Consider the following 24662-nt stretch of genomic DNA (forward strand, 5'->3'; position numbering starts at 1 on the left):
GCCTGCTCGCGATTGCAAAACTGTGGTCTACCTGACAAACCGCAGTGCCCGCATCGCGAGCAAGCCCGCTCCCACAGATCCCGCATAAATGAAGATTATTTCCAAACTGTGCCCAGACGCTCCAATGCCGCCTTGATATCCGCTTGCGGCACCGCCGCAAAACCCAACACCAGGCCTGCACGGTTATCCACAGGCTCGCTCGAGTCCTGCAACCAATAACTGCTTAACCCGTTAATCTCCACGCCCACCGACTTGGCTTGCTCCAACAACTCCTGCTCGCGGGCCAAACTCGTCACCGGCACCGCCACATGCAACCCTGCGGCAATACCCGGTACAGGCCCAACCCCCGCCAAACCCTGCGGCCAGTTGGCCAGTAATACATCGCGACGGCTCAGGGCTGCGCGACGCATCCGGCGGATATGCCGCTGAAAATGCCCCGCTACCATAAACTCGGCCATCACCGCCTGGGTGCTGACTTCCGAATGGCGCATATCCAGAGAACGGCGGCGGGCAAATGGCTCGGTCAACCCTATGGGTAATACCAGATAACCCAGACGCAGCGCCGGAAAGGCCACCTTGCCGAAGGTGCCGACATAAATCACCCGCCCGTTACGGTCCAATGCCGCCAGTGGGGCCAGTGGCGCACCGCTGTAGCGGTATTCGCCATCGTAGTCGTCTTCGACAATCCAGCCTTGCGTGCGCTCGGCCCAGGCGAGCAGCTCAAGGCGGCGGGCCAGGCTCAGGGTGACACCGGTCGGATACTGATGAGAAGGCGTCACATAGGCCAGCCGACAGTTGCTCAGGCGGGCCAATGCCGAGCAATCCATACCGTCCTGATCCACCGCCACACCCTGTACCTGCGCTCCGGCAATCGCAAACGCATAGGCGGCTGCGCGGTAGCCGGGGTTTTCCACAGCCACCCCCTCTCCCGGCTCTACCAGCAGCTGTGCACAAAGGCTAATTCCCTGCTGCGCGCCACTGGTGATCAAAATTTGCTCAGCCGTGCACGACAAACCCCGCGAGGTGCGCAAATACGCAGCAATTAATCCACGCAAGCGCTCATCTCCGGCCGGGTCGCCGTAACACAGTTGCTGCAAGTCCGGCTTACGCCAAAAAGCCGCCTGCAGCTTGCTCCATACCTCGAAAGGGAATAAGTCAAAAGCCGGAACCCCCACTCGAAAAGCGCGAGGAACTCCGCTTGGAGGTAGGTCAAGTGCGTGCTTTGCAACCCTGCTCAGAGCAGTGCTGTGGATAACTTTACTGGATGTAATTACAGGTATTTCTGCCTGTTTTGTGGATAACCCTGGGGATAAGCCTGTTGAAAACCCTGTGGATAAGTTGGTGGACAACTTTTTTAGCGGCAGGGCTTTTTCAGGTAATTTGGCGACATAAGTACCATCCCCAACTCTCCCCTCAATAAAACCTTCGGCATACAACTGGTCATAAGCCCGCACCACGCTATTACGCGAAATACCCAGAGCTGCGGCCAGGTCACGACTGGCTGGCAAGCGCGCCCCCCCACTCAAGCGACCATCCAGCACACGCAGTCGCAATGCCTGATACAGCTGGCGGCTTAGGCCTTTTTTCGGATCAAGCTCAATTCCGGCTGGGTTGAAGGCGATGGACAGCTCTGAATCCGTCATGGATTGGACCTATTAAAATGACCATTAATGGCTCTTACAACAAACCAATAGCCTGCCTAGGATGTCGCCATTCGCCAAGGATAATTTCTATGTACGTACCCCGTGCCTTCGCAGAAAACGACATTCAAATCCTGCATCAGCAGATGCAGGCCACGGCCCTGCCCGTACTGGTCACCCATGGCAGCCAAGGCTTGATCGCCAGCCATGTGCCCTTGCTCCTGAACCCGGACGAAGGCGCGTACGGCACGCTATACGGGCACCTTGCCCGCGCTAACCCGCATTGGAACGACCTGGCTGAAGGCGCCGAGGCGTTGGTGATTTTTGCGGGTGAGCAGGCCTATATCAGCCCGTCCTTCTACCCCAGCAAGGCCGAACACGGCAAAGCGGTGCCCACCTGGAACTACCTCGCCGTGCACGCTTATGGCAACGCGCAAGTCTTCGATGATGCCGAGCGCCTGCTGGCGCTGGTCAGCCGCCTGAGCAACAAACACGAAGCCAATCGCCCAAAACCTTGGGCGGTCAGCGACGCGCCTGGCGACTATATCGACAGCATGCTCAAGGCAATTGTGGGTTTTCGCCTGCCCATCACCCGCTTGAACGGTAAACGCAAACTCAGCCAGAACCGCGATGCCGCCGACCAGACAGGCGTACGCCAAGGACTTTTGGCCAGCAGTAACCCGCAAGACCACGCACTCGCTCATTTAATGGTTAAGGAATAGCTGAAAATGACTCAAATCCAGATCAAACCCGCCACCGCCGCCGATCGCGAGCAGTGGCTACCTCTTTGGCAAGCGTATTTGCGCTTTTACAAAACCGAGCTGTCCGACGAAATCACCCAGTCCAGCTGGACGCGCTTTCTTGATCCCGCGGAACCAACGTCACTGGCTCTTGCCTGGCAAGGCGATAAAGCCGTGGGCATGGTCCAGTGTGTTTATCACCGCACCAACTGGAGCATCAAAAACGCCTGCTACCTTCAAGACCTGTTTGTCAGCCCCGAAGTGCGCGGCAAGGGCGTTGGCCGCCAACTGATTGAACACGTATATGCCGTCGCTCGTGATAAAGACTGTGCCAAAGTCTATTGGATGACTCAGGAAACCAACGCCACGGCGATCCAGTTGTATGAGCGCATTGCCGAGCGCCCTGGTTTTATTCAGTTTCGCAAAACCTTGTCATAAATAAGGAACGCGCAATGCCCGACTCTCTAGATCAATGGCTGGCGGCCAAAACACCAGATACCCGCACCCTCGAAGGGCATTTCATTCGTCTGGAAAAGCTCGACCCGACACGTCATGGCGATGAACTATGGTTAGCCTTACAAGGGCCGGGCAGCGACCCCAAGCTCTGGGACTACTTGCCTTACGGACCTTTCAACGAGCGTCCGGCATTTGATGCCTGGTTGCAAAACCATGCCGCCAGCCGCGATCCGCACTTTTATACCGTTATCGACCAGCCGAGCGGTGCGGCACAAGGCTTGATCAGCCTGATGTGCATCGTTCCGGAACATGGCCGCATCGAGATCGGCCACGTCACCTTCGGTGCCCCGATGCAGCGTTCGCCGAAAAGTACCGAGGCGGTCTACCTGCTGGCCAAGGAAGCCTTCGCACTGGGTAACCGACGCCTGGAGTGGAAGTGCAACAACGACAATGCAAGATCAAAACGTACTGCAGTACGATTAGGGTACACATACGAAGGCGTTTTTCGCCAACATATGGTGGTCAAAGGCAAAAATCGTGATACCACGTGGTACAGTATTATCAGTACGGAATGGCCCGCTATAGCTGCAGGCTTTGAAAAATGGCTGGCACTGGATAACCAGCCAAAAAGCGGCCAAATAAAGTCCCTGGAAGAATGCAGAGCATCAGCTGTATAAAATTTGATCAATACGCCCAGCAAGGACTGCTGGGCGTTTTTGTGTCAGAAGGGGGTCAAAAATTTCGCGACAAGCGAACCACACCCATTTGCAGACCAAAGGGGTTGAAAACTGCATTCAGGGATTTAAGCGTGGGATTACCTTCGCCGTGCTCGATTTGAATCAAGGTGCGGACCGATATTTTGCACATGCGGGCGAATTGGGTTTGCTGCAGCTGAGTAACATCTATCCTAAATCGCTTAACGGCTCCACCTAACGTGATCTTGCCTTGAGCCAGATCAGCCTCAATGCTTTCGATTATCAGCTGACGCGTATCAATGGTCAGGGTCATTTCAAGCCCCACATGCTTTCACCTGCAATATAATTCCCTCTGACAAACTGCATTTAAATGCATATTAAGCGCCAAGCAGACCACAGTATCTGCATCAAAATGCAGGCAAAAAAAAGGGGAGCACATGCTCCCCCGAGGTTTAAAGCGTTTACATCAAAGGCGGTATCAGGCTTCGATTTCGATCAGAATTTCGCCCGGGTTAACGCGGTCGCCCTTGATTACGTGAATGGTGACAACTTTGCCTGCGATGGAGGCCTGTACTTCGGTCTCCATTTTCATTGCTTCGGTGATCAGCACCGATTGCCCAGCCTTGACGACATCGCCAACAGCAACCAGTACATCAACGATGTTGCCCGGCATGGCAGTGCTGACGTGGCCCGGCTCACTGGCTTGCTTGCGCTTGCTGGCGGAGCCGCCGACGAATTCGTTGAGCGGTTCGAACACCACTTCTTCCGGCATGCCGTCGATGGACAGGTAGAAGTGACGCTTGCCTTCTGCCTTGACGCCTACACCGGTGATGTCAACGCGATAGCTTTCACCATGCACGTCGATCACGAACTCAGTCGGTACGCCTTCACCGCTAGCCTTGGTAACGCCGCCTGCTTCAGGAATCGGCAACAACACTTCCGGGCTCAAGGTGCCTGCTGCACGCTCTTCAAGGAATTTACGACCGATGTCCGGGAACATGGCGAAGGTCAGTACGTCTTCTTCCGACTTGGCCAAGGCACCTATCTCAGCACGCAGCTTGACCATTTCTGGCTTGAGCAGGTCTGCAGGGCGTACGTCGATCAGTTCTTCGTTACCGATAGCCTGACGGCGCAGTTGCTCGTTGACCACGCCCGGCGCCTTGCCATAGCCGCCTTGCAGATACAGCTTCACTTCGTTGGTGATGGTTTTGTAGCGCTCGCCAGCCAACACGTTGAAGAACGCCTGGGTGCCGACAATTTGCGAGGTCGGGGTCACCAGCGGCGGATAACCGAGGTCTTCACGTACACGCGGGATTTCGGCCAGCACTTCACTCATGCGGTTCAGGGCGCCCTGCTCTTTGAGCTGATTGGCGAGGTTGGAGATCATCCCGCCCGGCACCTGGTTGACTTGAACGCGGGTGTCGACGGCGGTGAATTCGCTTTCAAACTGGTGGTACTTCTTACGCACTGCGTAGAAGTACATGCCAATTTCCTGCAGCAGCGACAGGTCAAGACCGGTGTCGTACTCGCTGCCTTTAAGGGCCGCTACCATCGACTCGGTGCCCGGGTGGCTGGTGCCCCACGCGAAGCTGGAGATCGCGGTATCGATATGCTCCGCGCCGTTTTCGATCGCCTTGAGCTGGCACATGGCAGCCAAGCCCGCGGTGTCATGCGAGTGAATAAAGATCGGCAGGCTGATTTGCGCCTTCAGCGCCTTGACCAGTTCGCCAGTGGCGTACGGGGTCAGCAGGCCTGCCATGTCCTTGATGGCCACCGAGTCGCAGCCCATGGCTTCCATTTGCTTGGCCTGAGCCACAAACGCTTCAGTGGTATGCACCGGGCTGGTGGTGTAGGCGATGGTGCCCTGAGCGTGCTTGCCGGCAGCTTTGACCGCCTCGATGGCTACGCGCAGGTTACGCACATCGTTCATGGCATCGAAGATGCGGAACACGTCGATACCGTTAACCGCCGCCTTGGCGACGAAGGCTTTGACCACGTCGTCGCTGTAATGGCGATAGCCCAGCAGGTTCTGGCCGCGCAGCAGCATTTGCAGACGAGTGTTAGGCAAGGCCGCACGCAGTTGGCGCAGACGCTCCCACGGGTCTTCTTTAAGGAAGCGCACGCAGGCGTCAAAGGTAGCGCCGCCCCAGACTTCCAGCGACCAGTAGCCGACTTTGTCGAGCTTGTCGCAGATCGGCAGCATGTCTTCAGTGCGCATGCGGGTGGCCAGCAGCGACTGGTGGGCGTCACGCAGGATGGTGTCGGTTACAAAGATCTTCTTGGACATTGAAATATTCCTCACAGGCCTGCGTGGGCGGCGATGGCAGCAGCGATGGCCAGGGCCAGCTCTTCGGGTTTGCGCTTGATCGAGTAGTTGGTCAGTTCTGGATGGCTTTCTACGAAGCTGGTATTGAACTGGCCGCTACGGAATTCCGGGTTACGCAGGATTTCCTGGTAATACGCGGCGGTGGTTTTGACCCCTTGCAGACGCATGTCGTCGAGGGCGCGCAAACCACGGTCCATCGCTTCTTCCCAGGTCAGGGCCCACACCACCAGTTTCAGACACATGGAGTCGTAATACGGTGGGATGGTGTAGCCGGTGTAGATCGCCGTGTCGGTACGCACGCCTGGACCGCCGGGCGCGTAGTAACGGGTGATCTTGCCGAAGCTGGGCAGGAAGTTGTTTTTCGGGTCTTCAGCGTTGATCCGAAATTGCAGGGCAAAGCCACGGTGCTGAATGTCTTCTTGCTTGATCGACAATGGCAGGCCGGAGGCGATGCGAATTTGTTCACGAACAATATCGATGCCGGTGATTTCTTCGGTGATGGTGTGTTCCACCTGCACCCGGGTGTTCATCTCCATGAAGTACACCTCGCCCTCGGCGAGCAGGAACTCCACAGTACCGGCGTTCTCGTAACCCACGGCCTTGGCTGCGCGCACAGACAGGTCGCCGATATAGGCACGCTGTTCCGGGGTCAACTGAGGGCTTGGGGCGATTTCGATAAGCTTCTGGTTGCGACGCTGGATCGAGCAGTCGCGTTCAAACAGGTGCACCACGTTACCAAAGCTGTCACCGAGGATCTGCGCTTCGATGTGCTTGGGGTTAACGATGCATTTTTCGAGGAACACTTCTGCCGAGCCAAAGGCTTTGGTCGCTTCAGAGATTACTCGAGGGAAGGCTTGTTCCAGTTCTTCACGGCTGTTGCAGCGACGAATCCCGCGACCGCCACCACCCGAGGTGGCTTTGAGCATGACCGGATAGCCAATGCGCTCACCTTCGAGCAACGCTTCATGGATATCGGCAACGTTGCCTTCAGTACCCGGCGTGACCGGCACACCGGCCTTGATCATGCTGCGACGCGCTTCGGTCTTGTCGCCCATACGGCGGATGACTTCAGCGGACGGACCGATGAACTTGATTCCACGCTCGGCGCAGATATCAGCCAGTTCGGCGTTTTCTGACAGAAAGCCGTAACCGGGATGCAGAGCATCACAACCGGTTTCAACAGCCAGGTTCACCAGCTTGCGCGGGTTCAAGTAACCGGCCAGCGGGTCTTCGCCAATGCTGTGGGCTTCATCAGCGCGCTTGACGTGCAACGCATGGCGATCCGCTTCGGAGTAGACCGCCACAGAACGAATACCCATCTCGGCGCAGGCACGCACGATGCGGACGGCAATTTCTCCGCGGTTGGCGATCAGGATCTTTTTTATCACTTGGATTTTCCCTAAAGCCTATGGAACAAACGACCTGCTAGACCAGGTCGGCACGTGTCCAAATGTGTCTGAACCGTTGTGTCGTCACACTAGACCCACGCAGCGATAAACAAAAATCAATAATTCTTGGGTTGTGCATAAGCAACGACTTATAGTTGATCCACTTGCCGACCTGGATAATTAATAAAAAATGCGTAAGTCATTGATGCGTATAACTTTTCGACAACTTCAAGTGTTCAACGAAGTGTGCGATTTACGCTCTTACAGCCGTGCTGCTGAGGAAATGTCTCTCACGCAGCCTGCCGTTAGCCTACAAATTCGACAGCTAGAAGAGCTGATTGGGCAGCCTTTATTCGATTATGTCGGCAAAAAGCTGTACATGACCGAGGCCGCTGAAGCGCTTCAGTTAGCCAGTCGAGATATTTTCGGACGCCTGGAAAACCTCGATATGCAGCTCTCGGACATGCTCGGGTCGCTGCAAGGCCAGTTGAAATTGGCAGTTGAGTCGAGTGCGAAATATTTCGTCCCGCATCTGTTTGCGGCCTTCAAGCGCCAGCACCCGGAAGTCAACTTGCAGCTTACGGTGGTCAATCGAGCACAAGCCGTTCGTCGACTGTCAGATAACCGCGACGACCTGGTGATCATGTCGATGGTGCCGCAGGACATGGGCCTGGAATTTCTGCCGTTTCTGAATAATCCGATCGTTGCCGTCGCACCGACAGACCATCCGCTGTGCAACCGTGGCCCGCTGCACTTGCAGGATCTTGAACCGTATACGTTGCTGATGCGCGAGCAAGGTTCGGGCACGCGCATGGCATGTGAGGAGTATTTCAAAGAAAAGCGCGTGCACTTCAGCCAAACCCTGGAAGTGTCGTCTAACGAGTCGCAGCGCGAATGTGCAGTGGCCGGATTGGGCGTGGCGTTGTTAACACGTCACGCCGTCAGCCTGGAGCTGGCGACCGGCCTGTTGCGCGAGCTGCCGGTCGAAGAGTTGCCGCTGTATCGCAGCTGGTGCGTGGTACAGGCCAAGGCCAAGCGCCTGTCACCGGTGGCGCATGCATTTCTGGGGTTTATACGCACTGAGCGCCTGCAAATCAGCGCGCTGGTTGAACGCTTCGACGGTCACTTGCCGACGTAGCCTGCCAGTAATTGATCGAACCCAGATCCGGGTAATCAGAGGTTTCCAGGCGCAGTTGGCGCTGGCTCGTATGGTCTTCAATCGCACGACGGAAGGCCATGCGGCGCTGGTCTTCTTGCTGGCGGCGGGTTTTGACGGCGCTATTGCGTTCTTCGTAAGGCTGAGCCATTTCGAGTCTCCCAAGGCGTGTACGGGAGTTTCAAGATGCCCTTTGTTTATGACGACTTGGTGAAGAAGGGATTACAGGGGAATGAACCCTGGAGGTATCTACATACCTGTGGGAGCGGGCTTGCTCGCGATGCCGGCAACTCGGTATCTCTGAATGACCACGGTGATGCTATCGCGGGCAAGCCCGGCTCCCACAGGCATTGCCTCTAACCTGAAATCGCTTGTGGGAGCTCAGTCGTCGTGGTTTTTCAGCGATTTAGGCGACAGACGCAAGCTGCGCAGGCTGCGCTTGACGCTCTTGAGGTGGTTGACCAGGCTCGGGCCACGAGCCATGGCAACGCCCATCGCCAACACGTCAATCACCACCAGGTGGGCGATACGCGAGGTCAGCGGGGTGTAGATTTCGGTGTCTTCGTGTACATCGATCGCCAGATTGACGGTCGCCAGCTCCGCCAATGGCGTTTGGCTCGGACACAGAGTAATCAGGGTCGCGCCGCTTTCACGCACCAGATTGGCAGTGATCAGCAAGTCTTTGGAACGGCCCGACTGGGAGATGCAGATCGCCACGTCGGTAGGCTTCAAGGTCACAGCCGACATCGCTTGCATATGTGGATCCGAGTACGCGGCGGCTGTCAGCAACAGGCGGAAAAATTTGTGCTGCGCATCCGCCGCCACTGCACCCGAGGCGCCAAAACCATAAAATTCGACCCGTTGCGCTTGCGACATGGCCGTCACCGCACGCTGCAGCGCGACCGGGTCAAGCTTCTCGCGCACGTCCATCAGGGTGTGCAGCGTGGTGTCGAAAATTTTCAGGCTGTAGTCCGCAACCGAATCATCTTCATGGATCGCGAACTGACCAAAACTGGCACCTGCTGCCAGGCTTTGCGCCAGCTTGAGCTTCAAGTCCTGGAAACCGGAACAGCCTATCGCCCGGCAAAAACGTACGATGGTCGGTTCACTGATACCAACGCTATGGGCAAGGTCCGCCATTGAACTGTGCATTACAGCCGCAGGATCAAGCAGCACGTGATCGGCGACCTTGAGTTCCGATTTACGTAACAGGTGGCGTGACTGGGCAATATGTTGCAGCAGGTTCAAAGGGCAAGACTCGGTCTGTAAGCGGCGGGCGCCGGGGATGTAGCAATCTTGTAGTTATACTACAAGAATTCGCTTTCTGCCCACCCAATACGCGATCTCGGCTCCCGCTCTCGCCCTTAAATCAAGCAGCTTCGGGGCTGTGTAGCCCTTTTTGACACTACAAAATAACTACACCGGTCCGCAATAAGTCACCCAACTCCACAGCGTTGACCGGATGGCTGATCAAGTAACCCTGCACTTCGTCACACTGGCGAGCCTTGAGAAATGCCAGCTGCGCCTCGTTTTCAACACCTTCGGCGACCACTTTCAGGTCCAGGCTGTGGGCCATGGAGATAATCGCGGTGGTGATAGCCTCGTCTTCGCTGCTACGCCCCAGGCCGTGAATAAATGTCTTGTCGATTTTCACGTAGTCCACAGCAAAACGCTTGAGGTAACTGAATGATGAAAAACCGGTGCCAAAATCATCTATCGCCAACCTCACCCCTAACTCATGAAGCTGCTGGAAGGTCGTGATCACGTATTCAACATTGTCGAGCAACTGGCTTTCCGTCAGTTCCAGCTCCAGATATTGCGGCGCCAGCCCGGTTTCTTCGAGTACCTGGCGCACCAAGCTGACCAGCTTGCCCTGCCGTAGTTGATGCCCCGAAAGGTTCACTGATACCCGTATTGGCGCCAGCCCTGCGCTCTGCCATTCGCAGGCTTGCCGACAGGCTTCGCGCAGCACAAATTCACCGATGGCGCTGATCAGGCCGGTCTCTTCGGCCAAGGTAATAAATTCGCTCGGCGGCACGCTACCCAATAGCGGATGGTCCCAACGCACCAAGGCTTCAGCCGCGTGCAGACGCCCCGTCGCCAGACATAACTTGGGTTGATAAAAAACGTTGAGCTGACGCTCGGCAATGGCTTTGCGCAGTTGGTTCTCCAACTGCAAACGTTCAAGAGTGCTGTGTTGCAGGCTGTGACTGTAGAACTGAAAAGTGCCACCCCCCAGGTGCTTGGCCAACTGCATGGCTTTGTTGGCCTGATGAACCAGTGTGGCAATGTCACGTGCGCTGCCGGGCAACAGGCTGATGCCGATGGAAACACTGATAATCAACTCATGGCCGTCCACCACCAACGGCCGGCCGAGTTTGCCCAATAGCCGTGTCGCTACCCGCGCCAGACTGGTCAGGCTGTTATATGCATCAAACAGCACAGCAAATTCATCGCCCGATAATCGCGCAATGGTGTCGGCCTCAGGCAGAGCCTTGGTGATGCGTTCAGCCATTTTTTGCAGCACATGATCCGCCATCTCGTGCCCAAGGTTGTCATTGAGCAGTTTGAAGCGATCAAGGTTGATGTGCAGCAACGTCAGGTTGCACGAGCCTTGGCGCACACGTTGATTGGCCTCCTCCAGACGTTCCTTGAACAAGAGACGATTGGCCAGACCGGTCAGCTCATCGAAGTGGGTAAGGTGATGCACCCGCGCCTCAACCAGACGACGTTGTTCCACTGCCTGCGCAAGCTCGGTGTTCAGTTGCTCGGAGCGCACTTTGGCTTGCTGCAAGTCGTCGAATAAACCCTTACGGCGTAGACGGCGCACTTCACGGCGCTGATTGATCCGTTTGACTTGCCAACCCAGCACACCCACTAGCACAAGCAACCCGAACCCTATGCCGTAAAAATTACCCGGCGAATTTAAACTCTGAACCATCGGCAAAATTCTTATCAGTAGATGAGCCAAAAAGTCGTCCGAGCATACACAAGCTGCGCCTGCGACCAAACGCACAGGTGCCATTAAATAGCTGAAACCGGCAGGGTAAATTTACCCGCGCCCCTTGTGCCGTACGTGCAGCCTTTTTGACCACTCGGCCCAAGACCGCTACGCGGCTAGCAATGAAACGCCAACAGCCCCTAAAATGCCCCGATGCGCGATGATCTCTCTCTCTTGTTAAATTCTCTCAACGATGCCCAACGTCAGGCCGTCACGGCCAGTGTGGGGCGTCAGTTGGTTCTGGCCGGCGCAGGTTCCGGCAAAACCCGTGTGCTGGTGCACCGTATCGCCTGGTTGATCCAGGTCGAGAACGCGTCACCACATTCAGTCCTGTCGGTGACATTCACCAACAAGGCCGCCGCCGAGATGCGCCATCGCATCGAACAGCTGATGGGTATCAACCCGGCCGGCATGTGGGTTGGCACCTTCCACGGCCTGGCGCACCGTCTGTTGCGGGCTCACTGGCAGGAAGCCGGGCTGAGCCAGACCTTCCAGATTCTCGACAGCGATGACCAGCAACGCTTGGTCAAGCGCGTGATCCGCGAACTTGGGCTCGATGAACAACGCTGGCCAGTGCGTCAGGCGCAGTGGTTTATCAACGGCCAAAAAGACGAAGGCTTGCGTCCCAAACATATCCAGGCCAGCGGTGACTTGTTCCTGGCCACCATGCGCAACATTTACGAGGCCTACGAGGTCGCGTGCCAACGCGCAGGTGTCATCGACTTTTCCGAGCTGCTGCTGCGCGCCCTTGATCTGTGGCGCGACAATCCCGGCTTGCTGGCGCATTACCAGAAACGCTTCCGGCACATTCTGGTGGACGAATTCCAGGACACCAACGCCGTTCAATATGCCTGGCTGCGACTGCTGGCCCAGGGTGGCGACAGCCTGATGGTGGTGGGCGATGACGACCAGTCGATCTACGGCTGGCGCGGCGCGAAAATCGAGAATATTTATCAGTATTCGACCGACTTCCCGGACGCCGAAACCATTCGCCTGGAGCAAAACTATCGCTCCACGGCAGGTATCCTCAAGGCAGCCAATGCCCTGATTGCCAACAACACCGGGCGCATGGGCAAAGAGCTGTGGACCGACGGCGGTGAAGGCGAAGCCATTAACCTGTACGCCGCATTCAACGAACACGACGAAGCACGCTACGTGGTCGAGACCATCGAGAGCGCGCTAAAAACCGGGCTGGCCCACAGCGACATCGCTATTTTGTACCGTTCCAACGCCCAGTCGCGAGTGCTTGAAGAAGCCCTGCTGCGCGAGCGCATCCCGTACCGTATTTATGGTGGCCAGCGCTTCTTCGAACGCGCTGAAATCAAAAATGCCATGGCTTACATGCGCCTGCTCGAAGGTCGTGGCAACGATGCGGCACTGGAGCGGGTCATTAACGTACCAGCCCGTGGCATCGGCGAAAAAACTGTCGAAGCCATTCGCGATCACGCACGTCACAGCGATGTGTCGATGTGGGAAGCGATGCGCCAGCTGATCGCCAATAAAGCCCTGCCGGGTCGTGCTTCAGGCGCCATTGCCGGTTTTATTGAGCTGATCGAAAACCTCGCGGCAAAAGTCATGGATATGCCACTGCATCTGATGACCCAAACCGTGATCGAGCAAAGTGGGCTGATTGCCTACCATCAGGCGGAAAAAGGTGAAAAAGGCCAGGCTCGGGTAGAAAACCTTGAGGAACTGGTCAGCGCGGCGCGCAACTTCGAAAACAATGACGAAGACGAAGAACTGTCGCCATTGGCCGCCTTCCTTGGTCACGCCTCACTGGAAGCAGGCGATACCCAGGCCGAAGAGCATGAAGACGGTATTCAGCTGATGACGCTGCACAGCGCCAAGGGCCTGGAGTTCCCGTATGTGTTCCTGGTCGGCATGGAAGAAGGTTTGTTCCCGCACAAGATGAGCCTGGAAGAACCCGGCCGCCTTGAAGAGGAGCGGCGCCTGGCTTACGTGGGCATTACCCGTGCAATGCAAAATCTGGTCATGACTTACGCCGAAACCCGACGCCTTTACGGCAGCGAAACCTACAACAAGGTTTCGCGCTTCGTTCGCGAAGTACCAAAAGGCCTGATCCAGGAAGTTCGACTGTCCAATAGTGTCAGTCGTCCTTTCGGCGGCGGTCAAAAGCAGAGCGCCAGCAGCCTGTTTGGGGGGTCGGAGATTCCGGAAACCGAATTCAAACTCGGCCAGATGGTCAAGCACGCTGTCTTCGGTGAAGGCGTTATCCTCAATTTCGAGGGTGCGGGCGCGCAGGCGCGAGTCCAGGTCAACTTCTCGGAAGGCAGCAAGTGGCTGATGATGGGCTACGCCAAACTTGAAGCGGTCTGACAGCAACCCGACAGCTTTTTGGGGATAAGGTGGGGCAGCTCCCTGTGGGAGCGAGCCTCCTACCCCAAACAAATCCAAGTCCTACAGCAAAACAGGCAAAAGCCCGAAACACTTCACCGCTAGCCAGTCACAACTCACCTGTGCAACATGGCGCGCGTGATATCCACAAATGGGAACCCCTTATGAAACGTTTTCTTAGCATCGCCATGGCGTTGTGCATCGGCTTGACGATGAGCCTCGACGCGAACGCCAAGCGCTTCGGCGGCGGCAAAAGCGCTGGTGCGGCACCGACCCACCAAACGCGTCAGGCGGCTCCAGCCGCAGCCCCTGCGGCTGCCGGTGCTGCAGGCGCAGCCGCTAAAGCCGGTGGTGCTTCGCGCTGGCTCGGCCCTCTGGCTGGCCTCGCAGCCGGCGGCCTGCTGGCGTCCATGTTCATGGGCGGTGGCTTCCAGGGCATGCAGTTCTTCGACATTCTGATCATGGCGGTCATCGCCTTCCTGATCTTCCGCTTCATTGCTGCCCGTCGTCGCAAGCAACAAGCTGACATGATGGCCCCAGCTGGTCACGCGCCAATGCAGCGTGAAAGCTTCGACGCCAAGCCAGCGACCGCATCGATTTTCGGTGGTGGCTCGGCGGCACCTGCAGCCCGTCCGGTGATCAATGCTCCGGCCTGGTTCAACGAACAAAACTTCCTTGAAGCTGCGCGCAACCATTTCCAATCCCTGCAACAGCATTGGGATGCCAACGAAATGGACAAGATTGCCGAGTTCGTAACACCGCAGATGCTCGACTTCCTCAAGCGTGAACGCGCTGAGCTGGGTGATGGCTTCCAGTCCACCTACATCGACAACCTGACCGTACAACTGGACGGCCTGGATGATCGCGCAGACAAAACCATCGCAACCCTGACCTTCAGCGGCGTGTCGAAAAACTCGCGCTTTGACCAGGGCGAAGCCTTCAGCGAAAGCTGGAACATGGAACGTCAGCAAGGTGACAACCAGCCTTGGCTGGTTGCAGGTATCCGCCAGAACGGCTGATCCCGAGAGCAACACATGCGTTAACCAAAGCCCCGGACTTGTCCGGGGCTTTGCATTTCACGATTGCACTTATAACGAGCTACTGTATAAAGCGCGTCATATAAACCGCGCCATAGAGCATGAGGATTGAGGTCGTGGAAGAGATCATCGAAGAGCTACGCGAAAAAAACGAGCCTGTACCAGTTCCTTTGGAGCTGCCTGAAGAAGACCAGTTGGTGGAAATCGAAGAACAGCTGTTCATTGATATCCCGTTTGTCTTCAGAGAGTTTCTGCTGACCGTCAGTGACGTGGTGTATGGCAGCCTGGAGCCGGTCACCGTAACCGATCCGCAATCGCACACCTACCTGCCGGAAGTAGCGGCCAACGCCTGGGATGCCGGCGTTGATCGCAGCTTGATCCCTATTTGCCAGGACGGCGACGACTACTACTGCGTCGAAGAAGACGGCACCGTGGTGCTGTGGTCCGGCGAAGAAGAACTCGTCACCGAAGAAACGTGGGAATCGGTCTGGCACTGGGCGCGCGACGTCTGGCTGGAAAGCTGATACCTCTCGCCCGCTTTCCAGCCATTGGTCAGCGGGCTATCAATGCCCCGCCTCCTTGTGATTATCCAGCGTCTCCAGCAGTGCAACTTGCATGCGCGTATGAATCCGGATAAACCAGCGCCACAACACCGCCGCCACCCCCGCCGCCACTACTGCGATTACCACCAGCAATTCATTGGTGGGCAAGATGCTCGCCGACAATGCCGACAACAGCAGAAAAATCACCAGCAGCGACAGAATCGGAATCACTTCAGAGATCACTCGGCGCACGCGCTGCGTGTGGCGCCCAGCCATTTCCGGCTTGACCCCCATCTCGGCCAGGAGCATCGACAGTGCCTTGAGCTTGCGATAGGCCGCGATCAGGAATGGTAGCGACAGCAGCAAGGCAGCCCCCCAAATCATCCCTTTTTGCCAGCTAGGCTCCAGAATCCAGCCCTGTAGATAACGACTGATCCGAGGGGCGAAATACCCACCCGCAAAGAAAATAGCGATAACCAAAGCCAGATTGACGCCAACCTGCATCAAGATTTTTCGGATGATGGCCGCCAATAACGCCCCTTCGCCCTGTGGCTGAATGTTACGCAACCATTCGCCATATAACCCGAAGACCCGTGACAGGCGATCAGGGACTACCTGTGCCAGCTTGAGCGAGAGCGGGTCTGCGGCGCGAATCAGGTAAGGCGTCATCAGGGTGGTCAATACGGATACAGCCACCGCTACGGGGTACAGGAAGCTGCTGGTGACCTGTAATGTCATACCCAGCGCCGCGATGATGAAAGAAAACTCCCCGATCTGAGACAGCCCCATCCCGACCCGCAACGAAGTGCGCCCGTCATTGCCTGCGATAAACGCTCCCAGCCCGCAGGAAAGCATCTTGCCAAGCACTACCGCGACGGTAATCACCACAATTGGCAGCGCATATTCCAGCAGGATGGCCGGGTCCAGCATCAGCCCGATAGCGACAAAGAAAATCGCGCTGAACAGATCACGTACAGGCTCAATCAGGCGCTCAATTTTCAGTAACTGCCGCGACTCGGCCATGATCGCACCGATCAAAAACGCACCCAGAACCATGCTGTATTCAAGTTTGACCACCAGCAGGCAGAAGCCAAAACACAGCCCAAGCACAGTGATCAGCAGCATTTCATTGCTTTCGAATTTGGCTACGTACGCCAGCACCCGCGGCACCAGCAAAATACCGATGACCAGCGCCACAATCATGAACAACGATAATTTACCGACCGTCGAAAAAACCTCTTCGGGGCTGACACTGCCGCTGACAGCGATACTCGACAGCAGGGCAATAATGCCGATACCCAAAATATCTTCAACGATCAGCACACCAAAAATCAGCTGTGCGAAGCGCTCGTTCTTCATCTTCAGGTCGTTAAGTGCCTTGACGATGATCGTGGTCGACGAAATGGCCAGAATTGCGCCCAAAAACAGCGAATCCATGGTGTTCCAATCGAACCAGCGGCCAATTTCGTAGCCGATCCAGATCATCAGCGTAATTTCCATAAACGCTGCGATAAAAGCCGTGGCCCCGACCTTGAACAGCTTGCGCAGGCTGAATTCCAGGCCCAGGCAAAACATCAGAAAAATTACCCCCAGCTCAGCCAGGGTTTTAATCGTTTCTTCATCGTGGATCAGGCCAAATGGCGGGGTGTGCGGGCCAATAATAAAACCCGCGACGATATAACCCAGCACCACCGGCTGCTTGAACCTGTGGAAAAGTATCGTCACCACACCAGCGACCAGCATGATGACTGCCAGATCCTGAATAAAACTGATGGCATGCATGGCGTGGTACTCCTTGTTTAATGTTCACCAGACAACAAGACGACAGACGCCGCTTGTTAGGCGGTGTGTATCAACTGTTTTAAATGTAGGAATTACCCGACTAACGGGCTTTTGCAGGTTAACACCGCGACTTCCGGCAGAAAGGCGGTGCAATATATGGAAACAGATGGATATGAGCGTGACGGCAGTCAAAACGGCAGCGTCCCGTTAATAACTGTTTCAAAAATCGACAAGTATCCACAGAGATACCCATTTCACTGCTGCAACACAACCACGAGCCTGCTGCTATGGAACCCGGAAACGCCCAACTGTCGATGACGGTCTTGATGACCCCGGACATGGCCAATTTTTCTGGCAATGTTCACGGCGGAACCCTGCTCAAGTACCTCGATGAAGTCGCCTACGCCTGCGCCAGCCGCTATGCGGGTCGCTATGTGGTCACCTTGTCGGTAGACCAGGTGATTTTTCGCGAGCCGATTCATGTCGGAGAGCTGGTGACCTTCCTGGCGTCGGTCAACTACACCGGCAATACCTCGATGGAAGTTGGAATCAAAGTCGTCACTGAAAATATTCGTGAACGCTCGGTACGCCATACCAACAGCTGTTTCTTCACGATGGTAGCCGTGGACGACAACCGTAAGCCGGCGGCCGTTCCGCCGTTGCAGCCGTTGAACAGCGAAGACCGACGCCGCTTTATTCAGGGCAAGCAACGTCGCCAGATCCGTCAGGAACTGGAGCTGCGTTATCGCGAACTGAAAGACGAAACGGTGTAACCGCTACGGATAATTAACCCGTGGGAGCGAGCCTGCTCGCGAAGGTCGTTCGCGAGCAGGCTCGCTCCCACAAAAAATACAGGTTTGCTTACAAACTGATCGGCACTGCCTCAAACCGCACACGCGGATGAGCGATGCGGTCCTGAGCCCGGACCAGCTGCAATTCGTAGCTGGTACAGGCCTGAGTTTCCAGCAATACCTCGTGTACCGCCGCCGCGGTGAATTCAAATGCAGCTACCAGGCTGTCACCCAACAACACTCGCGCTAAAAACAAACCTGATGTCAGATCACCTACACCCACTGGCTGGCGCGGGAAGGCCAACAGCGGGCGGCGCAAGTGCCAGCTCCCCTCAGCCGTGACCAGCAGCATCTCGAAACTTTCTGCCGGTTTACCGGGATAAGACAAATGCTTCACCAGCACCGCTTTCGGGCCGCGGGCCAATAAGCTGCGGGCCATCGCCAGGCAGTCGAACAGCGATTGCGGATGGCGCCCGCAGAAGCTGTCCAGTTCCAGCTGATTGGGGCACAGGAAGTCCGCCATTGCGACGGCTTCGTCCAGCAGGAAATCACTGACCTCCTGAGGGACGATACAACCTTTCTCCGGGTGGCCCATTACAGGGTCACACAGGTACAGCGCATTGGGATTGACCGCTTTAATGCGCGCCACCCCGCTCAAAATAGCCCGGCCCTGAGCCGCACTGCCCAAATAGCCGGACAAGACCGCATCACAGTTTCCCAACTCGCCGATGGCGGCAATTGCATCGATCAGTGAAGGAATTTGCGCAGGAGCCAACACTTCGCCTGCCCACTGACCATACTGAGTGTGGTTGGAGAACTGCACCGTGTTCAAAGGCCAGACATTTACCCCGACGCGCTGCATGGGAAAAACAGCTGCGCTGTTGCCGGCATGGCCGAAAACCACGTGGGATTGGATGGCGAGTAAATGAGGTGTACGTTTCATGCCGGATTCCAGACTACGGGTGGATTCAAGCCACGCAGTATGCGACGAAACGCGGCCTGTACGACAGGTTGAACACGCAGTTAAGCTGAGCACAATCTGTTGGAGCACATGTAATGCTGACCCTTGGAAATATGTTTGTGCTGATGCTGCTGGCCACTGGCGCTGCCTGGCTATGGCATAACCACGGTTTACGCGAGCGGGCGCTGGAGCGAGTCAAACAGCACTGCAAAAATCTCGATATCGAGCTGTTGGATGAAAACGTTGCGCTCAAGAAAATCGGCCTGATCCCCGATGCCAACGGCAATAAACGCTTGGCCCGTGTGTATAACTTTGAATTCACCGTAACGGGCGATCAGCGCCATACCGGGACCATCACCCAGTTCGGCGCACATAGCGCAAAAATCGAACTGCCGCCTTACCCCTTCAAAACCGAGCCCGCACCGAGCGAAATTCCCACCGCTCAGGTGATTGAACTCAGCCAATGGCGCCAGGAACACAGCAAGACCCGCCACTGACCCTTCTGTGACACCTGACTTAAAAAACACCTGTGGATAACTTTTCTGGCAAACAGGCTGAAACCCTTGAGATAGACACTTCTTGAGGTTTTTAGCCGGGAAAATTAATACACACACTTAATGTTGTAGGACAATTTTACCAGCACAGAATCAGGTAAACCCCCCTGTTTTCTTGCTTGCGCAGCATCCCCCTCTTAAAAAACCTCCTTGCAAAGACAGTTATCCAGCCCCGAACGGAGCAGCTCCAGGTCTTGCGGCTGATCGAAAATTAATTCGAGGCGTGAATCCTTGCGCCATTCGCTCGATTTCCACTGTGCGAGCGAGTTATCCACAGAATTACTGGAAAACCAGCCATCCGAACCCTGTACAACCAACTTCGCACGCCGCCAATTGAGGCTCTCAAGCCACTGCTGCAACAAGCTCAGGTCAAATTGACAGGAAGCATGCCAGCGCCATCCCACACTCCATCCTTCGGGCTGGTGCTGAGTCATGACTATCGGCGTTCGAGGGGCTGAAAATACGCTACCAACCTGATTAAAATCCTTATAAATCAATGAGTTATCCACAGCATGAATAACATTCATATAGGCTGCAGGCAGCGTATTTAAAGGGATCCGGCCATGCTCGACCCATAGAACAGGGCACTTTGGCAGGCTGCATGCAATCTGCTCACGTTGCTCATTTGAGACACTATTAGATTTATTCATGACCAGCAAACCTGCGCTTTTCAAGGCCTCTCGCTGGGTTTCAGGCAGGGGTTTGCCTTGGGCCAGCGCTTGCGCATCAAGCACCATAACGCATGGCTGCAGTGCCAAAACACCAAGCCAAGGAGCCCCACTGAGCTGCTTTAAAATCTGTGCGGGATGGCCCAAACCGGAAGGTTCAATAAACAATCGGTCGGGCCGAGCCTTGCGTAATAGACGGCTCAAGCCAATTTTAAATGGCGCGCCATTGACGCAACACACGCAACCGCCTGCCACTTCGGCAATGGCAATAGCATCATCCCCCTGGCTCATCAGGGCCGCATCCAGACCTATTTGACCGAACTCATTGACCAGTACCGCCCAGCGTTCGTGCGCAGGTTTGTGCGCCATCAGGTGCTGAATCAGGCTGGTTTTGCCGGCGCCGAGTGGCCCGGCAATCACGTGGGTGGGTATGTTCTGCAACATGAGCGCCAGCTTCTGTAAGAATCAAAGCAAGCAATATGCCTCAGGCCAGCCAATCGAGGGTCAAAATCAGCCGTCGCTCGCCTGGTGCCAGTGCCGGCGAGCGGTGGATCAAGCCCGCACCTTCGTTGCCCTGCCACTTCTCGCCTTTGAGCAAGGCTACTTCTCCGGCATTAACTTGCTGAATCAGCGCGGATTGGGTTGGCTCGGCCTGTGGCTGACCTAACTGACGGCGATCCATCACACCTTCTTCCAGCCACTGACTACCAATCCCTGCATAAGTGGTAATTAGTCGCACAGGTACGTGATCCACATGAAACCGAGGGCACATTGCCTTATCCAAGGCCCTGAGACGCAGCCCAATACGTTTTGCGCCCAACAGACACGCATAGGCACTCACTAGCCAGGAAACATCCGCAATAAAGCCTGCGTAGCCTTCCAGATCATTAAATCGGGCTGCCAGACCACGAAGGTTGGGCTGAGCCTTCTCATCGGCCATTTCCAGCACAATGGCGTCAGCCAATGGCTCGTCAAGCGAGAGCAATAAAGCCCCAAAATCGACGATATGCACAGGTAACTGACGCTGCCAGATCGCCAGATTGACGTCTTCATCCAGGATTCGCGTCATGATTTGCGGAGTTTCTCCGCAAACCTGCTGAATCACTGGCCGAGCCGTATGGGCATAGGCATTCATCATGCAGCCACCTCTTCGTACCATTCGCCAAAGGGGTCATTCAGCAGTTTCCAGCCCGCTTCGCCCAGTGCCATTTCTGCATCGGTAAGCAAACAGGCGTCGAGTTCATCCGTGAGCAAGGAGAAATTGATGTGCTGACCAATAAACACCAGTTCCTGACGGCAATCAGCGGTGTCCGGCAGCCATTTTTGAAGAATTTCTGCCTTGGTTTGCGCGTCTTGTGGCCACTGGTCGTGGGGCACAAAACGCCACCAACGCCCGGCAAATCCATAGCGCATCAACCCGCCCGCCTGAGACCAACTACCCGCCTCCTGATATTTACTGGCCAGCCAGAAAAAACCTTTGGAGCGCAGCAGCTTGCCGTTGGTCCATGGACGCTCGATAAAATTAAAAAAACGTTCGGGATGAAAAGGACGACGCGCGCGGTAGGCGCTCGAGGCGATGCCATATTCTTCGGTCTCCGGCACATGCTCGCCGCGTATCTCTTGCAACCAGCCAGGTGCTTGCGCCGCACGCTCAAAGTCAAAACGTCCGGTATCCAGAATTTTATGCAGCGGTACTTCGCCCATCACCATCGGAATTACTTCGGCCTGAGCATTCAAGCGCTGCAAAATGGCGATTAATTCCTGGCGGTCAGCGCTGCTGATAAGGTCAATTTTGCTGATCAAAATGACGTCAGCGAATTCGATTTGCTCAATCAATAGATCGGTAATCGACCGTTCGTCAGATTCTCCAAGGGTTTCACCCCGTGAATCCAGGCTCTCTGCGGCTTGATAATCCTGCAAGAAATTGAGGCCATCCACCACCGTGACCATGGTGTCCAGACGGGCAATATCGGCCAGGCTCTGGCCCGCTTCGTCACGAAAAGTGAAAGTTTCTGCCACCGGTAGAGGCTCTGAAATACCGGTTGATTCGATCAATAAATAATCAAATCGACCGTCCCTTGCCAGTGCACTGACCTCCTCCAGCAAGTCTTCACGCAGCGTGCAGCAGATACAGCCATTGCTCATTTCGACGAGTTTTTCTTCAGCGCGATTCAAGGTCACATCACGCTGAACCTCACCTCCATCAATATTTATTTCGCTCATGTCGTTGACGATCACCGCCACGCGCAAGTTGTCACGGTTACGCAAAATATAATTAAGCAGGGTGCTTTTTCCTGCACCGAGAAATCCGGACAGCACAGTCACCGGCAAACGTTTAGGCATGGGAGATTCCTCATCAGGGTTGGCAGGTCAAAGCGCCCGCTTGTTGGCGCGACCAATTCAGGTCGTCGATAATGATACATTATAACAATACAAAGGATTAGAATTGTTATTAAGTAACAAAATGCCAACTCCCTCGATGGAAGCTCTTTATGAATGCACTTACCCTTCCCGACATTGCTTCACAAAACACCCGCCAGGTTGTCCCGCTGGAATGGGTCGGAATGTGCGGCATTGCACTGCCCATTGTGATTGACGGCCAGCAGCTCACCGCCAAGGTTGATGCTGGGGTCAGTCTGGATGACGCACAGGCACGTGGAATTCACATGTCACGACTTTTTCTAGCGCTAGAAGTAATCGAGTCGCAGGGGCTGAACCCTCTACTTTTGAAAAAAGTTTTACAGCGATTTCTCGACAGCCATGATGATTTATCGATCTGTGCCTACCTGAGTATTCATACCCACCTGCTCCTAAAGCGCCCCGCATTGGTCAGCCCTTTGAGTGGTTGGAAGAGCTACCCGGTGACCATCGATGCATCTCTGAAAAACGGAATGTTCCACGTGGAACTAAAAGTTGAGGTGGAGTACTCATCAACTTGCCCGTGCTCGGCAGCCTTGGCTCGCCAATTAATCCAGCAACAATTCGTCAATGACTTTGCCAATAAGCCGTTGCAGCACGCCGAAGTTTTAACCTGGCTTGGCAGCTCACAAGGCATCGTCGCGACACCACACAGCCAAAGAAGTACCGCTACGTTACAAATCCGCCTCGACACAGAACTGGGGTATCTCCCGATCAATTCCCTGATCGATGAGGCTGAAAGTGCTTTGGCGACCGCGGTACAAACCGCTGTAAAACGCGCAGACGAACAAGCCTTCGCGTTAGCCAATGGCCAGAACTTGATGTTCTGTGAGGATGCTGCACGGAGGTTGAATGTCGCGTTGAAGGTTGCTCAAGGGGTGAAGGGCTTCAGCCTGAAAGTGGTTCATGCTGAAAGCTTGCACAGTCATGACGCCGTGGCCGAGAGCAGCTGGAACTGGAGAGCGCAATGATCCGCAAGAATCCCTCCGGAGATTTACCCACCATAGCCGAGTCGGCCTACGTCGATAGAACCGCGATAATTTGCGGCAAGGTGATCATTGGCGAGAACGTTTTCGTCGGCCCTTACGCCGTTATCCGCGCTGATGAGGTGGACCAGGATGGCGGCATGCGCCCTATCACTATTGGCGCCAATTCCAACATTCAAGACGGCGTGGTCATTCACTCGAAGTCAGGGGCGGCTGTGACTATCGGTGAAAACACTTCGATAGCACATCGCTCCATCGTCCACGGACCATGCCTCGTCGGCGATCGTGTCTTCATCGGTTTCAACAGTGTGCTGTTCAATTGCGAGCTGGGTGACGGCTGCGTGGTGCGGCATAACTCGGTCGTCGATGGCCGCGACCTGCCAGCAAATTTCTATGTCCCGTCCACAACCCGCATCGGGCCAAACACCGACCTCAGCCAGTTCGCTCCAGTCAGTGTCAGTGCATCGGAATTTTCAGAGGACGTAGCGCGCACCAATGTCGATTTGGTGCGCGGCTATAAAGCGCTGCAAAACGAATTTTGATCAGGTGCGCGGTTTGACTGTTCCACAGTTTTGTCCCAACCAGACAGCTCGGGTATCCATGCTGCCCTTCTGCTGAATCCCGGTCGCATTGAAGGTGCCATTCACTTGGGTGGTGAACTCACGATCACTGGCAAATGTAGCCACACCTGCGCCCTGGGCTTTTGGGCAACTAAAGCGAAACTTCCACTGATTTCCACTACGCTCAGTGATCTGCTGGTTGCATCCGGACTTGGGGTCCGTCAGCGGAATGTTGTCTGATTTTACTTGTTCGGGTGTCAGGCACACCCGCACACCTTTACCCGCCATGGTCAGCCCCTGGCTCTCCAGTTGGGCTTTTTGTTCCGGGGTAAGCATGTTCTGTAGCTGACCTAACATTACCTGTAGTTCAGGCAACTGTTGGCCATCTACCTGCATATTGCTGGAGCTCAGTTCCCAAAGCCCCGGTTGCAACATTTGGGCCTGGGCCACCGGGATCGACAAACCACAGGCCATGAACAGCCCAAGCAGACGAAGATTCATCAAGTAACTCCTACGCAATTGTCAGCGTTAGACGTCGAAAGTCAGCGAGTGTTGCACCCGCAACCAAATAGAGACATTCATAACAGAACGTGGTCTGTTAATACT

The 24662-nt window shown here is 55.5% G+C and carries 24 protein-coding genes; 11 read left to right on the forward strand and 13 right to left on the reverse strand.

All coding sequences use genetic code 11. The features are described from left to right. Positions 1–95: 95 nt before the first annotated feature. The gene (locus tag N7D90_RS23985; RefSeq protein ID WP_261740288.1) at positions 96–1643 is read right to left on the reverse strand and encodes a PLP-dependent aminotransferase family protein; all 1548 of its coding nucleotides are present in this window, start codon (positions 1641–1643) and stop codon (positions 96–98) included. A gap of 89 nt (positions 1644–1732) precedes the next feature. Between N7D90_RS23985 and N7D90_RS23990 the strand changes: the two genes are divergently transcribed. The 3 genes from N7D90_RS23990 to N7D90_RS24000 are packed head-to-tail and all read left to right on the forward strand — an operon-like array spanning position 1733 to position 3513. Continuing rightward, positions 1733–2362: an FMN-binding negative transcriptional regulator gene (locus N7D90_RS23990; RefSeq protein WP_261740289.1), complete on the forward strand. Its 630-nt coding sequence runs from the start codon at positions 1733–1735 to the stop codon at positions 2360–2362. Positions 2363–2368: 6 nt separating this feature from the next. Then, positions 2369–2818 carry a GNAT family N-acetyltransferase gene (locus N7D90_RS23995; protein WP_261740290.1) on the forward strand — a complete coding sequence of 150 codons (450 nt, stop codon included), beginning with the start codon at positions 2369–2371 and terminating at the stop codon, positions 2816–2818. 14 nt (positions 2819–2832) lie between these two features. Further along, positions 2833–3513: a GNAT family N-acetyltransferase gene (locus tag N7D90_RS24000; protein WP_261740291.1), complete on the forward strand. Its 681-nt coding sequence runs from the start codon at positions 2833–2835 to the stop codon at positions 3511–3513. 55 nt (positions 3514–3568) lie between these two features. On the opposite strand, the gene N7D90_RS24005 is transcribed toward N7D90_RS24000, so the two are convergent. The 3 genes from N7D90_RS24005 to N7D90_RS24015 all read right to left on the reverse strand — a co-directional run bounded on the left by N7D90_RS24005 (position 3569) and on the right by N7D90_RS24015 (position 7245). Next, entirely contained in the window at positions 3569–3844 is a 276-nt protein-coding gene (locus N7D90_RS24005; protein ID WP_261740292.1) for a helix-turn-helix domain-containing protein, read from the reverse strand. A gap of 165 nt (positions 3845–4009) precedes the next feature. Continuing rightward, positions 4010–5818, reverse strand: a complete 1809-nt coding sequence (gene oadA / locus N7D90_RS24010; RefSeq protein ID WP_261740293.1) for a sodium-extruding oxaloacetate decarboxylase subunit alpha — start codon at positions 5816–5818, stop codon at positions 4010–4012. Positions 5819–5829: 11 nt separating this feature from the next. Continuing rightward, positions 5830–7245, reverse strand: coding sequence for an acetyl-CoA carboxylase biotin carboxylase subunit (locus tag N7D90_RS24015; protein WP_019826929.1), 1416 nt, complete (start codon positions 7243–7245; stop codon positions 5830–5832). A 190-nt stretch (positions 7246–7435) separates the two neighbouring features. Here N7D90_RS24015 and N7D90_RS24020 point away from each other — a divergent pair, with 190 nt between their 5' ends. Continuing rightward, positions 7436–8383 carry a LysR family transcriptional regulator gene (locus N7D90_RS24020; RefSeq protein WP_315968132.1) on the forward strand — a complete coding sequence of 316 codons (948 nt, stop codon included), beginning with the start codon at positions 7436–7438 and terminating at the stop codon, positions 8381–8383. On the opposite strand, the gene N7D90_RS24025 is transcribed toward N7D90_RS24020, so the two are convergent. The 3 genes from N7D90_RS24025 to N7D90_RS24035 all read right to left on the reverse strand — a co-directional run bounded on the left by N7D90_RS24025 (position 8340) and on the right by N7D90_RS24035 (position 11342). Beyond that, a complete protein-coding gene (locus N7D90_RS24025) occupies positions 8340–8552 on the reverse strand; it encodes a PA3496 family putative envelope integrity protein (protein ID WP_261740295.1) in 213 nt (70 codons plus the stop codon). The two genes, N7D90_RS24020 and N7D90_RS24025, sit on opposite strands and share 44 nt — an antisense overlap. 230 nt (positions 8553–8782) lie before the next feature. After that, positions 8783–9649, reverse strand: coding sequence for a transcriptional regulator HexR (gene hexR / locus N7D90_RS24030; RefSeq protein ID WP_048362251.1), 867 nt, complete (start codon positions 9647–9649; stop codon positions 8783–8785). Positions 9650–9806: 157 nt separating this feature from the next. Further along, positions 9807–11342 (reverse strand): putative bifunctional diguanylate cyclase/phosphodiesterase, encoded by a 1536-nt coding sequence (locus N7D90_RS24035; protein WP_261740296.1) that lies wholly within the window; start codon positions 11340–11342, stop codon positions 9807–9809. 213 nt (positions 11343–11555) lie between these two features. On the opposite strand from N7D90_RS24035, the gene uvrD reads away from it, so the two are divergent. The 3 genes from uvrD (at position 11556) to N7D90_RS24050 (ending at position 15318) form a co-directional block, all read left to right on the forward strand. Further along, entirely contained in the window at positions 11556–13739 is a 2184-nt protein-coding gene (gene uvrD, locus N7D90_RS24040) for a DNA helicase II (protein ID WP_261740297.1), read from the forward strand. 182 nt (positions 13740–13921) lie between these two features. Continuing rightward, complete coding sequence (locus N7D90_RS24045; RefSeq protein WP_261740298.1) at positions 13922–14776, forward strand: Tim44 domain-containing protein; 855 nt, start codon at positions 13922–13924, stop codon at positions 14774–14776. 134 nt (positions 14777–14910) lie between these two features. Beyond that, the gene (locus N7D90_RS24050; RefSeq protein WP_016782918.1) at positions 14911–15318 is read left to right on the forward strand and encodes an SMI1/KNR4 family protein; all 408 of its coding nucleotides are present in this window, start codon (positions 14911–14913) and stop codon (positions 15316–15318) included. 39 nt (positions 15319–15357) lie between these two features. Here N7D90_RS24050 and N7D90_RS24055 read toward each other — a convergent pair whose 3' ends face one another. Continuing rightward, the gene (locus N7D90_RS24055; protein WP_261740299.1) at positions 15358–17118 is read right to left on the reverse strand and encodes a cation:proton antiporter; all 1761 of its coding nucleotides are present in this window, start codon (positions 17116–17118) and stop codon (positions 15358–15360) included. 287 nt (positions 17119–17405) lie between these two features. On the opposite strand from N7D90_RS24055, the gene N7D90_RS24060 reads away from it, so the two are divergent. Continuing rightward, positions 17406–17891, forward strand: coding sequence for an acyl-CoA thioesterase (locus N7D90_RS24060; protein WP_261740300.1), 486 nt, complete (start codon positions 17406–17408; stop codon positions 17889–17891). Between the two features lie 88 nt (positions 17892–17979). Here the strand turns inward: N7D90_RS24060 and pdxY are convergent, their stop codons facing one another. Beyond that, positions 17980–18852, reverse strand: a complete 873-nt coding sequence (gene pdxY / locus N7D90_RS24065) for a pyridoxal kinase PdxY (RefSeq protein WP_261740301.1) — start codon at positions 18850–18852, stop codon at positions 17980–17982. Positions 18853–18965: 113 nt separating this feature from the next. On the opposite strand from pdxY, the gene N7D90_RS24070 reads away from it, so the two are divergent. Beyond that, complete coding sequence (locus N7D90_RS24070; protein ID WP_261740302.1) at positions 18966–19367, forward strand: DUF3301 domain-containing protein; 402 nt, start codon at positions 18966–18968, stop codon at positions 19365–19367. A gap of 194 nt (positions 19368–19561) precedes the next feature. Here the strand turns inward: N7D90_RS24070 and N7D90_RS24075 are convergent, their stop codons facing one another. From N7D90_RS24075 to zigA, 3 genes are read right to left on the reverse strand one after another with little or no spacing between them, the layout of a single operon-like run. Next, a complete protein-coding gene (locus N7D90_RS24075) occupies positions 19562–20536 on the reverse strand; it encodes a CobW family GTP-binding protein (RefSeq protein ID WP_261740303.1) in 975 nt (324 codons plus the stop codon). Positions 20537–20576: 40 nt separating this feature from the next. Next, positions 20577–21227: a DUF1826 domain-containing protein gene (locus N7D90_RS24080; protein ID WP_395247068.1), complete on the reverse strand. Its 651-nt coding sequence runs from the start codon at positions 21225–21227 to the stop codon at positions 20577–20579. Continuing rightward, complete coding sequence (gene zigA / locus N7D90_RS24085) at positions 21227–22435, reverse strand: zinc metallochaperone GTPase ZigA (protein WP_261740305.1); 1209 nt, start codon at positions 22433–22435, stop codon at positions 21227–21229. Before zigA ends, N7D90_RS24080 begins: the two co-directional genes overlap by 1 nt. A gap of 149 nt (positions 22436–22584) precedes the next feature. On the opposite strand from zigA, the gene folE2 reads away from it, so the two are divergent. Continuing rightward, positions 22585–23481 (forward strand): GTP cyclohydrolase FolE2, encoded by an 897-nt coding sequence (gene folE2 / locus N7D90_RS24090; RefSeq protein WP_261740306.1) that lies wholly within the window; start codon positions 22585–22587, stop codon positions 23479–23481. Then, positions 23478–24038, forward strand: a complete 561-nt coding sequence (locus tag N7D90_RS24095) for a DapH/DapD/GlmU-related protein (protein ID WP_261740307.1) — start codon at positions 23478–23480, stop codon at positions 24036–24038. Before folE2 ends, N7D90_RS24095 begins: the two co-directional genes overlap by 4 nt. Here the strand turns inward: N7D90_RS24095 and N7D90_RS24100 are convergent, their stop codons facing one another. Then, on the reverse strand, positions 24039–24557 hold the full coding sequence (locus N7D90_RS24100; RefSeq protein ID WP_261740308.1) for a DUF3617 domain-containing protein: 519 nt from the start codon (positions 24555–24557) through the stop codon (positions 24039–24041). Between the last annotated feature and the right edge of the window lie 105 nt (positions 24558–24662).

The organism is Pseudomonas fragi (assembly GCF_025426255.1).
Taxonomy (GTDB): domain Bacteria; phylum Pseudomonadota; class Gammaproteobacteria; order Pseudomonadales; family Pseudomonadaceae; genus Aquipseudomonas; species Aquipseudomonas kulmbachensis.

Excerpts from the sequence above, each read along its gene's own strand:
- N7D90_RS23985 (WP_261740288.1), bottom strand. The coding sequence starts at position 1,643 with ATGACGGATTCAGAGCTGTCCATCGCCTTCAACCCAGCCGGAATTGAG.
- N7D90_RS23990 (WP_261740289.1), top strand. The coding sequence starts at position 1,733 with ATGTACGTACCCCGTGCCTTCGCAGAAAACGACATTCAAATCCTGCAT.
- N7D90_RS23995 (WP_261740290.1), top strand. The coding sequence starts at position 2,369 with ATGACTCAAATCCAGATCAAACCCGCCACCGCCGCCGATCGCGAGCAG.
- N7D90_RS24000 (WP_261740291.1), top strand. The coding sequence starts at position 2,833 with ATGCCCGACTCTCTAGATCAATGGCTGGCGGCCAAAACACCAGATACC.
- N7D90_RS24005 (WP_261740292.1), bottom strand. The coding sequence starts at position 3,844 with ATGACCCTGACCATTGATACGCGTCAGCTGATAATCGAAAGCATTGAG.
- oadA (WP_261740293.1), bottom strand. The coding sequence starts at position 5,818 with ATGTCCAAGAAGATCTTTGTAACCGACACCATCCTGCGTGACGCCCAC.
- N7D90_RS24020 (WP_315968132.1), top strand. The coding sequence starts at position 7,436 with ATGCGTAAGTCATTGATGCGTATAACTTTTCGACAACTTCAAGTGTTC.
- N7D90_RS24025 (WP_261740295.1), bottom strand. The coding sequence starts at position 8,552 with ATGGCTCAGCCTTACGAAGAACGCAATAGCGCCGTCAAAACCCGCCGC.
- N7D90_RS24035 (WP_261740296.1), bottom strand. The coding sequence starts at position 11,342 with ATGGTTCAGAGTTTAAATTCGCCGGGTAATTTTTACGGCATAGGGTTC.
- uvrD (WP_261740297.1), top strand. The coding sequence starts at position 11,556 with ATGCGCGATGATCTCTCTCTCTTGTTAAATTCTCTCAACGATGCCCAA.
- N7D90_RS24045 (WP_261740298.1), top strand. The coding sequence starts at position 13,922 with ATGAAACGTTTTCTTAGCATCGCCATGGCGTTGTGCATCGGCTTGACG.
- N7D90_RS24055 (WP_261740299.1), bottom strand. The coding sequence starts at position 17,118 with ATGCATGCCATCAGTTTTATTCAGGATCTGGCAGTCATCATGCTGGTC.
- N7D90_RS24060 (WP_261740300.1), top strand. The coding sequence starts at position 17,406 with ATGGAACCCGGAAACGCCCAACTGTCGATGACGGTCTTGATGACCCCG.
- pdxY (WP_261740301.1), bottom strand. The coding sequence starts at position 18,852 with ATGAAACGTACACCTCATTTACTCGCCATCCAATCCCACGTGGTTTTC.
- N7D90_RS24070 (WP_261740302.1), top strand. The coding sequence starts at position 18,966 with ATGCTGACCCTTGGAAATATGTTTGTGCTGATGCTGCTGGCCACTGGC.
- N7D90_RS24075 (WP_261740303.1), bottom strand. The coding sequence starts at position 20,536 with ATGTTGCAGAACATACCCACCCACGTGATTGCCGGGCCACTCGGCGCC.
- N7D90_RS24080 (WP_395247068.1), bottom strand. The coding sequence starts at position 21,227 with ATGAATGCCTATGCCCATACGGCTCGGCCAGTGATTCAGCAGGTTTGC.
- zigA (WP_261740305.1), bottom strand. The coding sequence starts at position 22,435 with ATGCCTAAACGTTTGCCGGTGACTGTGCTGTCCGGATTTCTCGGTGCA.
- folE2 (WP_261740306.1), top strand. The coding sequence starts at position 22,585 with ATGAATGCACTTACCCTTCCCGACATTGCTTCACAAAACACCCGCCAG.
- N7D90_RS24095 (WP_261740307.1), top strand. The coding sequence starts at position 23,478 with ATGATCCGCAAGAATCCCTCCGGAGATTTACCCACCATAGCCGAGTCG.
- N7D90_RS24100 (WP_261740308.1), bottom strand. The coding sequence starts at position 24,557 with ATGAATCTTCGTCTGCTTGGGCTGTTCATGGCCTGTGGTTTGTCGATC.